Annotated in this window: 6 protein-coding genes; all 6 read left to right on the top strand. The window is 72.3% G+C overall.

Annotated elements, in window-relative coordinates; all coding sequences use genetic code 11:
- The first annotated feature begins 23 nt into the window (after positions 1-23).
- The 6 genes from rpoC to M1L56_RS06825 all read left to right on the top strand — a co-directional run bounded on the left by rpoC (position 24) and on the right by M1L56_RS06825 (position 12,544).
- Positions 24-3,926: a DNA-directed RNA polymerase subunit beta' gene (gene rpoC, locus M1L56_RS06850; RefSeq protein WP_067950388.1), complete on the top strand. Its 3,903-nt coding sequence runs from the start codon at positions 24-26 to the stop codon at positions 3,924-3,926.
- Between the two features lie 154 nt (positions 3,927-4,080).
- Positions 4,081-4,761, top strand: a complete 681-nt coding sequence (locus M1L56_RS06845) for a hypothetical protein (RefSeq protein ID WP_248598650.1) — start codon at positions 4,081-4,083, stop codon at positions 4,759-4,761.
- A gap of 107 nt (positions 4,762-4,868) precedes the next feature.
- Entirely contained in the window at positions 4,869-5,546 is a 678-nt protein-coding gene (locus M1L56_RS06840; RefSeq protein WP_248598649.1) for a hypothetical protein, read from the top strand.
- Positions 5,547-5,641: 95 nt separating this feature from the next.
- Positions 5,642-6,760, top strand: coding sequence for a hypothetical protein (locus M1L56_RS06835; RefSeq protein WP_248598648.1), 1,119 nt, complete (start codon positions 5,642-5,644; stop codon positions 6,758-6,760).
- A 127-nt stretch (positions 6,761-6,887) separates the two neighbouring features.
- The gene (locus M1L56_RS06830) at positions 6,888-8,066 is read left to right on the top strand and encodes an RDD family protein (protein ID WP_248598647.1); all 1,179 of its coding nucleotides are present in this window, start codon (positions 6,888-6,890) and stop codon (positions 8,064-8,066) included.
- Complete coding sequence (locus M1L56_RS06825) at positions 8,063-12,544, top strand: FtsK/SpoIIIE domain-containing protein (RefSeq protein WP_248598646.1); 4,482 nt, start codon at positions 8,063-8,065, stop codon at positions 12,542-12,544. Before M1L56_RS06830 ends, M1L56_RS06825 begins: the two co-directional genes overlap by 4 nt.
- Positions 12,545-12,632 lie beyond the last annotated feature (88 nt).

The following is a 12,632-nucleotide window of genomic DNA, read 5'->3' as shown; positions in this document are numbered from 1 at the left end:
ACTTCAGGAATCTAGGAGAGAAATTGCTCGACGCAACCACGTTTGACGAGCTCCGTATCGGCCTGGCCACCGCCGAGGACATCCGCAAGTGGTCCTTCGGTGAGGTCAAGAAGCCCGAGACGATCAACTACCGCACGCTGAAGCCCGAGAAGGACGGCCTCTTCGGCGAGCAGATCTTCGGACCCAGCCGCGACTGGGAGTGCGCGTGCGGCAAGTACAAGCGCGTGCGCTTCAAGGGCATCGTGTGCGAGCGATGCGGTGTCGAGGTCACCAAGTCCTCGGTCCGCCGCGAGCGCATGGGCCACATCGAGCTCGCCGCGCCGGTCACGCACATCTGGTACTTCAAGGGCGTGCCCAGCCGTCTCGGCTACCTGCTCGACATGGCGCCGAAGGACCTCGAGAAGGTCATCTACTTTGCCGCGTACATGGTCATCGACGTCGACGACGAGGGTCGTCACGCCGACATGCCGGGCCTCGAGAACGAGCTCCGGCTCGAGATCAAGACCATCGGCGACGCCCGCGACGCGCGCATCGCCGACCTCATGAAGCGCAAGGAGGAGGAGCTCGCGGCCCTGGAGGCCGAGGGTGCCAAGGCCGACCAGCGCAAGCGGGCCGAGGCCGCCGCCGACAAGGAGATGGCCGGCGTCCGCAAGTCCGCCGACGAGCAGATCGCTCACCTCGAGCGCGTGTGGGAGGACTTCCGCACGCTGAAGGTCGGCGACCTCAAGCCCGAGGACTCCGTCTTCCAGGAGCTGCAGGACCGCTTCGGCATGTACTTCGAGGCGTACATGGGCGCCGAGGCGATCAAGAAGCGCCTCGAGTCCTTCGACCTCCAGGCCGAGGCCGACGACCTGCACCTGCAGATCGCCGAGGGCAAGGGCCAGAAGAAGATCCGCGCGATCAAGCGGCTCAAGGTCGTGAACTCGTTCCTGCAGACCGGCAACTCGCCGGCCGCGATGGTGCTCGACGTGGTCCCCGTGATCCCGCCGGAGCTCCGTCCGATGGTCCAGCTCGACGGTGGCCGCTTCGCGACCTCCGACCTCAACGACCTGTACCGCCGCGTGATCAACCGCAACAACCGCCTCCGTCGCCTGCTCGACCTCGGTGCGCCCGAGATCATCGTCAACAACGAGAAGCGGATGCTGCAGGAGGCCGTCGACGCGCTGTTCGACAACGGCCGCCGCGGTCGCCCCGTCACCGGTACCGGCAACCGCGCCCTGAAGTCCCTGAGCGACATGCTCAAGGGAAAGCAGGGTCGCTTCCGCCAGAACCTGCTCGGCAAGCGCGTCGACTACTCGGGTCGTTCGGTCATCGTCGTCGGTCCGCAGCTCAAGCTGCACCAGTGCGGCCTGCCCAAGCAGATGGCGCTCGAGCTGTTCAAGCCGTTCGTCATCAAGCGCCTCATCGACCTGAGCCACGCGCAGAACATCAAGGCCGCCAAGCGCATGGTGGAGCGTTCGCGTCCGCAGGTCTGGGACGTGCTCGAGGAGATCATCCGCGAGCGCCCCGTCCTGCTGAACCGCGCGCCCACGCTGCACCGCCTCGGCATCCAGGCGTTCGAGCCGCAGCTGGTCGAGGGCAAGGCCATCCAGCTGCACCCGCTCGTCTGCGCCGCGTTCAACGCGGACTTCGACGGCGACCAGATGGCCGTGCACCTGCCGCTGTCGGTCGAGGCCCAGGCCGAGGCCCGCATCCTGATGCTGGCGTCGAACAACATCCTCAAGCCGTCGGACGGCCGTCCGGTGACCCTGCCCTCGCAGGACATGATCATCGGCCTGCACCACCTGACGACCGAGAAGCCGGGCGCCGCCGGCGAGGGCCGCGCGTTCTCGTCGATCGCCGAGGCGATCCTCGCGTTCGACCAGAACCGTCCGGGCGAGCTCGCGCTCGACCTCGGCGCGAAGGTCAAGATCCGCCTCGCGGGGCTGCACTTCCGCGAGGGCGAGGCCCCCGAGGGCTTCGTGCCGGGCGAGCCGTTCCTGCTCGAGACGACCCTCGGTCGCGCCCTCTTCAACGAGGCGCTGCCGGAGGACTACCCGTACTTCAACGCGCAGGCCGGCAAGGGCCAGATCTCGGCGATCGTCAACGACCTCGCCGAGCGCTACCCGAAGACCGAGGTGGCCGCGACGCTCGACCGGATCAAGGACGCCGGCTTCCGCTGGGCGACCCGTTCGGGCGTGACCGTCGCGCTGTCCGACGTCGTCGAGCTGCCGCAGAAGCGCGAGATCGTCTCGAAGTACGAGAAGCAGGCCGCGAAGGTCCAGTCGCAGTTCGAGAAGGGCCTCACGACCGACCTCGAGCGTCGCCAGGAGCTCATCCAGATCTGGACGAAGGCCACCGACGAGGTCGCCAAGGCCATGCAGGAGGAGTTCGCGTCGAACCAGGACAACACCATCAACCGCATGGTGACGTCCGGTGCGCGTGGTAACTGGCTGCAGGTGCGCAACATCGCCGGTATGCGAGGCCTGGTGAACAACCCGAAGGGCGAGATCATCCCGCGCCCGATCATCTCCTCGTACCGCGAGGGGCTGTCGGTGGCGGAGTACTTCATCGCCACGCACGGTGCCCGCAAGGGCCTCGCCGACACCGCGCTCCGTACGGCGGACTCGGGCTACCTGACCCGTCGTCTGGTCGACGTCTCGCAGGATGTCATCATCCGCGAGGACGACTGCGGCACCGGCAAGGGCCTCGAGATGCCGATCGCGGCGACGGATTCCACGGGCACCCTGGTCCGCGACCCGAACGTCGAGAACTCGGTGTTCGCGCGGAGCCTCGCCGCCGATGCGGTGAACGCCAAGGGCGAGGTCGTGGCCGAGGCCGGCGACGACGTGGGCGACGTGCTCATCGACAAGCTGGTCGCGGCGGGCGTCGAGTCGATCAAGGTCCGCTCGGTGCTGACCTGCGAGTCGGCGGTCGGCGTCTGCGCGAAGTGCTACGGCCGGTCGCTCGCGACGGGCAAGCTCGTGGACATCGGCGAGGCGGTCGGCATCATCGCCGCCCAGTCGATCGGCGAGCCGGGCACGCAGCTGACGATGCGTACCTTCCACACCGGTGGTTCGGCCTCGGCCGACGACATCACGCAGGGTCTGCCCCGCGTGCAGGAGCTGTTCGAGGCCCGCACCCCCAAGGGTGCGTCGCCGATCGCGGAGGCCGCCGGCCGCATCACGATCGACGAGACCGAGAAGCAGCGCAAGGTCATCCTCACGCCCGACAACGGCGACGAGCCGATCGCGTACAACGTGCTCAAGCGCTCGACGCTGCTCGTCGAGGACGGCCAGCACGTCGAGCTCGGCCAGCAGCTGATCGTCGGCACCGTCGACCCGAAGGAGGTCCTCCGGGTCAAGGGCGTTCGCGAGGTGCAGAAGCACCTGGTGAACGGCGTGCAGGACGTCTACCGCTCGCAGGGCGTGCCGATCCACGACAAGCACATCGAGGTCATCGTGCGCCAGATGCTGCGCAAGGTCACCGTCGTCGACCACGGCGACACCGACCTGCTGCCCGGTGAGCTCGTGGACCGCTCGAAGTACAACGAGATCAACCGCGCGGCGCTCACCGAGGGCCGGAAGACGGCGTCGGCGCGCCAGGAGGTCATGGGTATCACCAAGGCCTCGCTCGCGACCGAGTCGTGGCTGTCGGCCGCGTCCTTCCAGGAGACGACCCGCGTGCTCACGCAGGCCGCCATGGAGGGCAAGTCCGACCCGCTGGTGGGCCTCAAGGAGAACGTGATCATCGGAAAGCTGATCCCGGCGGGCACCGGTCTGAACAAGTACCGGAACGTGACCGTCGAGGCGACCGAGGAGGCGAAGGCGGAGCGCTACCCGAACCGCATCTTCTCCGACGACGCCGCGTTCACCGAGGGCGACCTCAGCTTCGTCGACTTCGACTCGTTCTCGAGCGACGACTTCACCCCCGGCAACTACAGCTGACGCGAGTGCGGCGGCGTCCGCGCCGCCGCACGCGCACCCGAAGGGCCCCGGAGCGATCCGGGGCCCTTCGGCGTTTCGGCGACGCGTGCGCGGGCTGCCCCGCCGTCGGCGGCCCCGGTCGTAGACTCCGGGCATCCCCGTCGAGAGGTTGATCGTGACCGAGACCCCGAACGAACCGACCACCCCGCTCACGCGACGACCCGTGTTCTGGCTCATCGTCGGCGCCGTCCTCCTCGGGATCGCCGTCGTGGTCGTCGTCGTCCTCGGGATGTCGGGCGGTCGCTCGCCCGAGCCGTCGCCCACGACCATCGCGCCGACTCCGACGTCCGAGGCGCCCAGCACGCCGCCGTCCGAGCCGCCCGCCACCTCCGACCCGGGCACGCCGTCGGCCGTGGTCATCCCGACCGACTGCGCCGGGATCTACACGCGCGACTGGGCGCCCGAGCTCGGCGGCCTGGTCCTGAACCCCGCCTGGTCGGAGGACGAGCCGCTGTGGGGGTCGAACGATCGCGGTGCGATCACGATGCTCGAGGGCACGGCGGAGCTCCGGTGCGCCTGGGTGCAGGACGCGGGCGGCGGCGACGTGGGCATCATCACCAACGTCGCGGGCCTGACGCCCGAGCAGCAGGACTCCATGGCCGCGTACTTCCCCGGCGCCGGGTTCACCTGCTACGAGGAGCTCGGGGGCACGCGGTGCGTCATCGAGGAGACCACCGACGCGGGCGAGTGGGGGGAGTCCCACTTCCTCCGCGAGGGCGTGTGGATCGCGACGCGGTGGGCGAACGTGAGCCCGGAGGGTTACACGCACGACATCGTCGCGGCGATCTTCGGTTGACGGCGCCGTCCGGCACGTCCTGAACGGCACTCCCAGACCGTCTCGCTAGGATCGCCGGCGGTCGACCCTGCCGATTCCCCCGATCCGCGACCACGGAGTGTTCCCCCATGCCCGACCCCGCCACTCTCCTGCGCCGTCCGACGACCTGGCTCGTCGCCGCGGTCGCCGCCCTCGTCCTTGCCGCCGTCGCGCTCGTCGGCGTTCTGCGAGCGCCGGCGCCCGAAGCGGATGCCGCGCCCGAGCCCACCCCGCGACCGATGCCCGCCGCGGCGGGCGAGCCGGTGCCCGTCGCGCCCGGCGGCAGCGCCCCCGCGGCCGCTCCCGCCGGCGGTGTGCCCGCGGACTGCGGCGCGGCCTACTCGAGCGACTGGACCGACGCGTTCGCGCCCGACTACGTGCTGAACCCCGCGTGGGCGACCGGCGACGACGCGCCGGTGCTCCTCGGCACCGACGACCCGGGCGCCGTGCCGACGCTCGAGCAGGCCGCGCAGCTCACCTGCGCCTGGTTGCCGGCGGAGCCCGCGGACGGCCGTACCGGCCTCGTCACGACGATCGCCTCCGTCGACGACGCCCAGCGGAGTGCCGCGCTCGGCGCGTTCGAGGCCGGCGGGCTCGACTGCTTCCCCGAGCTCGAGGGCACGCGCTGCGTCGCCGAGTGGGAGGAGGCCGCGGGTCCGGCGGGGGAGTCGCACTTCTTCCGCGGCGGCGTGTGGATCGCCACGCGCTGGTCCGGACCGGCGGTCACGGGCTACACGCACGACATCATCGAGGCCGTCTTCTCCTGACTCGCGAAGCGCCGCGGCGCTCCGCAGCCGGACGCGCGCCCGTTGCTAGAGTGGCCGCACCACGGGCAGGCGATGCTGCCCGGAAGGAGCGGACGATGAGCAGCACGACTCCCGGATCCGACCCCGAGCGCCGCGACCTCGACGGCGACGGCCGGCCCGACGCGCCGGCCGAGCCGACCCGCGACGCGGTCGGCGACGACGCGTCGACGTCGACGTCGGCCGAGGCGGACGCGCAGGCGGCTTCGGCCCAGGCCGAGGTCGACCCCACCGCGCCGGATGCCGAGCACGTCGACCGACTCGAGCCGGCCGAGGCCGCGCCGAGCGACGCGGCCGGCACCCCGCCGCTCGAGCCCGACTTCACCGGGGCCGACCAGGGCGCCGACGACCGGTCGGCGCTCGACGCCGCGGTGGAGCGGGCGCGCACCGAGCACCCGCCGGTCGCGGTGAGCCCGGATCCGGCCGACCGGACCGACACCACCGCGATGCAGCGCGACGACCTCCAGGCCGCGAGCCCCGAGCCGGTGCGCGCCGAGGAAGTCCGTCGCGAGACCGGCGTGCCCGAGACGATCGGCGCAGCGGGCGCCGGCGCGACCGCCGCGTCGAGCACGGCGCCGGCCGCGCCCGCGCCGCCCTCGCCGCCCTCGCCGCAGGCGATCTACGTGCAGGCGCCGGCCGAGCCGAAGCCGCGGGGCAACCGCGGGTTCGGTGTCCTGGTGGGGCTCATCGCCACGGTGCTCTTCGCGATCCTCTACGCGGGCATCTCCTATCTCGTCATCCTGACCCAGTACGCGCCGGACGACGCCGCCCGGGTGCTCGGCCAGTTCCTGGTGCAGCCCGTCTTCTGGATCCCGGTGCTCTTCTTCTTCATCGCCTTCGCGCTCCTCGCGCTGGCGCTGAACCGGGCCGCGTGGTGGACCTGGGCGGTGTTCGGCCTGCTCGTCGCGGTCGTCGTGTACTTCTCCTACATCGGGGCGTCGCTGCTGACCGTGGGAGCGTGGCAGTTCACGCCGCAGGAGGCGGGCGACTTCATCGCCGACCGCTGGCTCGACCCGTACGCGATCATCGCCGCAATCGTCGCGCGCGAGCTGCCGATCTGGTTCGGCGGGTGGATCGCGTCGCGCGGCCGCACGGTGGGCGAGCGCAACCGTCTCGCGCGCGAGGAGTACGAGCGGCAGCTCGCAGCGGGTCCGCAGCCCATCTCGTCGTCGCGCTGACCTTCGGCCGGTCACGGCCGGCGCGCTACGCTCGGATGTCGGGTGCACACGGTGAGTGCTCCCCATCGACGTGGCACGCCCAGCCTGCTTGGGTGGCTCCCTGACCCTGCACACCCGAGGAGCGCTGTTGAGCATCACCATGCACGCCGACGAGCCGATCCCCGGCGTCGGCGCCGATGGTCGCCCTGATCCCGCGTACGCCGCCGCACTCGGCCTGCGACCGGCGCCCACCGGCCGTCGGGCGGCCGCGTTCGCCATCGACGCGACCGGCTGGGCGCTGCTGTCGATCCCGGCCGTCATCGCCGCCGTGCAGCTCGTCCCCGTGGTGATGGCGGGTTCCGCCACGGATCTCGGCACCCTCGCCGGCCCGCTCGTGCTCTCCGCGGTCGGGCAGGTGCTGCTCACGGCGTACGGCCTCACCCAGCTCGGCCTGCACGGCCGGCGCGGCATCACCATCGGCAAGGCCTCGCTGGGGCTGCGATCCGTGAACGTGGCGACCTTCGCCCGGCCCGGGTTCTGGCGCGTCGTGCTGCGGGTCCTCGTCCTCTGGGCGTCGCAGGTGGTGCTGCCGATCGTCGGCCCGGCGATCTGCTTCGCCTCCGGACTGTGGGATCCGGAGGGACGGGGACGCAGTTGGCTCGACCGCGTCGGGCGCTGCCTCGTGCTCGACGTGCGTCGCGGACTCGACCCGTTCGACGGCAAGGCGCTCCGGTTCGCCCGTCGGCAGGTCGAGTCGGCGCCGTTCGCCGAGCGTCCCGACCTGCCGTCGCTCGCGTCCGACCGCGGGATCGACGAGCGCACGTTCATCCCCGCGGCCCGCTCGAGTTCGGGCGTGGTCGCCGCGCCGCCGGCGTCCCGGCCGGAAGCGACCGTCGGCGCGTGGACGCCGCCGCCCGTGGCCGAGGTCGCGCCCCCGCCCGCCACGACGTCGCCCTCCGCGGCAGGCCCGTCGCCGACGGCGACGCGCGCCTCGGCGATCCTCGTCTTCGGCGACGGCGCCCGGGTGGCGGCATCCGGTACCACCCTGATCGGCCGCGACCCCGCGCGCGCCGACGGCGACCCCGAGCGGGCGCTGCTGCTGCCGGTGGCCGACCCGACCATGGGCCTGTCGAAGACCCACGCCGCGGTGGTTTTCGACGAGCACGGCGTGCACGTCGTCGACCGGTGGTCGAGCAACGGCACGGCGATCGTCGAGGCCGACGGACGCAGCCGGGAGCTCGAGGCCGGCGTGCCGCATCCGCTGCACGCGGGCGCGTCGGTGCGACTCGGCGGGGTCGAGTTCCGGGTCGAGGAGGTGCGCGCGTGAGGCTCAAGCTCGGGTTCCGCCGGCAGAGCGGGCCGGCGGTCGACGTGGTGGTGACCGCCGACGCGACCGCGACGGTCGGCGACATGGCGCGCTCCATCGCCGATGCCGACCCGGCGTCGGCCCACCTGCCGCGCCACGGCGGACCGCTGACCCTGGCCGTGGCGCCGCCGACCTCGAGCGAGCCCGTCGTCCTCGATCCCGACACGCTCGCCGCCGACGCGCCGATCGGGTCGGGCTTCAACGCGGCCGTGGTCTCGCCGTCGTCGCGCTCGGCCGCTGCGGCGACGCCGGTCGCGATCATGCACGTGCACTCCGGACCGGACGCCGGGCGGGAGTTCCCGCTCCGACCCGGCCACAGCGTGGTCGGGCGCGCCGCCGACGCCGACGTGGTGCTCGCCGACCCGCTCGTCTCCAAGCGCCACGCGCGCATCGAGATCGACCAGGGCGTCGAGGTGGTCGACCTGAACTCGGCGAACGGGCTCATCGTCGACGGCGGGCCGGTCTCCCGCGTGCGCGCGCTCCCGGGCGTGCGCGTCACCATCGGCGACACGGTGGTGTCGTTCGCGATGCTCGCGGGCACGGATGCCGCGGCCGACCCCGTGCTCGAACGCGGCGGCGCGCTCATGTTCAACCGCTCGCCCCGCGTCGAGGCCCGCTACCCGGGCACCGCGCACCCGGAACCGCGCGTGCCGAGCGAGGAGAACCCGCGGCTGTTCCCGTGGCCGATGATCATCTCGCCCGTGCTCATGGGCGTGGCCATCTTCGCGCTGACGGAGCGGCCGATGGCGCTGCTCATCGTGTTCCTGTCGCCGCTGATGCTGGTCGGCAACTACCTCGGCCAGCGGATGGGCAGCGGCAAGAAGCTCAAGCAGGAGATCGAGACGTTCGAGGTGCAGCTGGAGCGGCTGGAGGAGACCCTCGAGCGCGAGCGGCACGTCGAGCGCGAGCGTCGCCACGACGAGGCGCCGCCGGTCGCGACGGTGTACGAGCAGGCCATGCGCCTCGGTCCCATGTTGTGGACCCGGCGTCCGGAGCACTGGAACTTCCTCGCGGTCCGGCTCGGGGTCGGTCGGGCAACGAGCCGCAACTCCGTGCGCGAGTCGGAGACGTCGCAGCCCGGCATCGCCCGGTACGCGCGCCAGGTGGACGTGCTGCGCGAGCGGTACCGCGAGATCGACGACGTGCCGGTCGTCGAGCTGCTGCCGAGCGCGGGCGCCGTCGGCGTCGCCGGGCCGGCGAACCTCGCCGCCGATGCGCTGCGCGGGCTCGCCGTGCAGCTGTTCGGCCTGCATGCGCCGAACGACGTGGTCGCCGCGGCCATCGTCGACCCCGGCTGGAGCCGGGAGCTCGACTGGCTCAAGTGGCTGCCGCACGCCTCGAGCGACCGCAACCCCGTCGCGGGCGCCGCACTGGCCGACAGCGCGTCGGCGGGGGCCGCGCTGCTCAACTCGCTCGAGGAGCTCATCCTCGAACGCCTCGACGCCGCGCCGCAGCGCCGCGGACCGCTCGCCGACGACGAGGGGTCGATGGCGCGCGGGGCGCGCGTGGGCACGCCCGGCGGCATCCGCGACGAACCGCGGCCCGACTCGGCGCTCGTGCTCATCGTCTCGGCCGACGCGCCCGTCGACCGTCCTCGCCTCGTCCAGCTCATCGAGCGCGGGGCGGAGGTCGGCATCCACACGCTGTTCGTCGCGCCGACGGTCGCGTCGCTCCCCGCAGCCTGCCGCACCTTCATCGACGTCGCCGATGGCCTCGATCGGGCCCGCGTGGGGGTCGTGCGCTCGGGCGTCGAGTACGCGGAGGTCGCGGTCGAGGGCGTCTCGATGCGGTACGCCGAGGTGTTCGCCCGGCGCCTCGCGCCCGTGGTCGACGCGAGCACGGTCGTGGAGGACGCGAGCGACCTGCCGAGGAGCGTCTCGATGCTCTCGCTCATCGGCGACGAGATGGCCCGCGACGCCGACAGCGTCGTGGAGCGCTGGCGGCAGAACGCGTCCATCGTCGACCGATCGGGCGCGAAGCTGCCGCGGCTCAAGCGGGCCGGCACGTTGAAGGCCTTCGTCGGCCAGGGCAGCCCCGATGCGATGACGCTCGACCTGCGGACGCAGGGTCCGCACGCCCTCGTCGGCGGCACGACCGGCGCGGGCAAGTCCGAGTTCCTCCAGGCGTGGGTGCTCGGCATGGCGGCCGAGTACAGTCCCGACCGGGTCACGTTCCTGTTCGTCGACTACAAGGGCGGTTCGGCGTTCGCGGACTGCGTCGACCTGCCGCACTGCGTCGGCCTCGTCACCGACCTCAGCCCGCACCTCGTGCGTCGCGCGCTCACGAGCCTCCGGGCCGAGCTGCACCACCGCGAGCACCTGTTCAACCGCAAGAAGGCGAAGGACCTGCTCGAGCTCGAGAAGCGCCGGGATCCGGAGACCCCGCCCGCGCTCGTCATCGTCATCGACGAGTTCGCGGCGCTCGCGGGCGACGTGCCCGAGTTCGTCGACGGCGTCGTCGACATCGCGCAGCGCGGCCGCTCGCTGGGCATCCACCTGATCATGGCCACGCAGCGGCCGGCGGGCGTCATCAAGGACAACCTGCGGGCGAACACCAACCTCCGGGTCGCGCTGCGCATGGCCGACGAGTCCGATTCGCGCGACGTCGTGGGCGACCCGGTCGCCGCCGGCTTCGACCCGGCGATCCCCGGTCGGGGCATCGCGAAGACCGGGCCCGGTCGGCTCGTGCCCTTCCAGTCGGCCTACGCCGGCGGGTGGACGAGCGACGCCCCCGCCGAGGCCGACGTCCGCGTCGCCGAGCTGCGCTTCGGGTCGACCACCGTGTGGGAGGTCGCGGGGGAGCGGGACGACGACCTCGACCCGGTCGACCCCGGTCCGAACGACCAGAAGCGGATGGTGCAGACCTTCATCCGAGCGGCGAACACCGCGGCGATCCCCGCGCCGCGTCGTCCCTGGCTCGACGACCTGGCGACGACGGTCGCGCTGGAATCCCTGCCGCAGCGCGGCGACGCCGACGTGGTGTTCGGCCTGGCCGACGTCCCGGAGCGCCAGCTGCAGGCCCCGATGTCGTTCACGCCGGACCGCGACGGCGCCATGCTCGCGTACGGCACGAGCGGGTCCGGCAAGTCCACGCTGCTGCGTTCGCTCGCCGTCTCGATCGGACTGCGCCCCGATCTCGGACCGGCCGAGGTGTACGCGCTCGACTTCGGCTCCGGCGCGCTGCGCTCCCTCGAGATGCTCCCGCACGTCGGCTCGGTCGTGCCGGGCGACGACGCCGAACGCGTCCAGCGGATGCTGCGCACCCTTGATGCGCTCCTCGACCGGCGCGGCCGGGCGTTCAGCGAGGTGAACGCCGCCAGCCTCACCGAGTACCGGGAGCTCACCGGCATCCGCGAACCCCGCGTGCTGCTGCTCATCGACGGCTTCGCGCAGTTCAAGGCCGACTGGGACTCCACGACCGTGCGCATGCCCTTCTACAACGTCGTGATGCGCCTGCTCGGCGAGGGCCGCCCGCTCGGCGTGCACGTCGTCGCGACGGCGGACCGCGCGGGCGCCGTGCCGACGGCGGTGAGCGCCAACGTCACCAAGCGCATCGTGCTGCGGCTGTCCGACGAGTCGGGCTACCAGGTGCTCGGCGTGCCGAAGGACGTGCTCGACGACCGGTCGGCGCCCGGACGCGCCATCGTCGACGGCTTCGAGACGCAGCTCGCGGTGCTCGGCGGCACGGCGAACGTCGCCGAGCAGACGAAGGCGCTCGAGGCGCTCGCGACCCGGCTGCGCGCCCAGGGTGCGCACGAGGCCGAACCGGTGCGGGCGCTGCCCACGGCCTTCGCACCGGGCGAGCTGCCCGCCGAGGTGGCGGGGGAGCCGGCCCTCGGCCTCGCCGACGACACGCTCGCCCCGATCGGCTTCGAACCGGTCGGCACGTTCGCGATCACGGGTCCGCCCCAGAGCGGGAAGACGACCGCGATGCGCGCCGTGATCGATGCCGTCCGGCGGCACGATCCGGACGTGCGCCTGTTCCACCTCGCGGGTCGACGCCCGCAACTGGCCGACCACGCCGAGTGGACGCGCAGCGCGGTGACCCCCGACGAGGTGAAGGCGCTCGCGCGCGAACTCGTCGACGTGATCGGCGACCCGACGGTGCCCGGCCGGTACGTGATCGCCGTCGAGAACGTGACGCAGTTCGCCGACTCGGAGGCCGAGCGGCCGCTGAAGGAGCTGTTCCAGGCCGTGAACCGCAGCGAGCACTTCCTCGTCGGCGACGCCGACGTGGCCTCGCTGTCGAGCGGGTTCGGCTTCGTCGGCGACTTCAAGGCGGGACGCCGCGGCGTGGCGCTCCGTCCGGACGCCTACGACGGGGATGCGGTGTTCAAGACCCCGTTCCCCAAGGTCAAGCGCAGCGACTTCCCGGAGGGTCGCGGGTTCTTCGTCCAGAACGGCCGGGCGACGCTCGTGCAGCTGCCGCTGTCCGGCTGAGCCCGGGCCGTCGGGTGGGGAGTGCTCCCCATGGCCCCTGCGGGGCGGCATCCGTATGGTGGTGATCACCGTCCGCAGTCGCGGGCAC

The organism is Agromyces sp. C10 (assembly GCF_023217995.1).
Taxonomy (GTDB): Bacteria; Actinomycetota; Actinomycetes; order Actinomycetales; family Microbacteriaceae; genus Agromyces; species Agromyces indicus.
The sequence above is the reverse complement of the archived record's forward strand: the minus strand, read 5'-3'. Positions and strand labels throughout refer to the sequence as shown.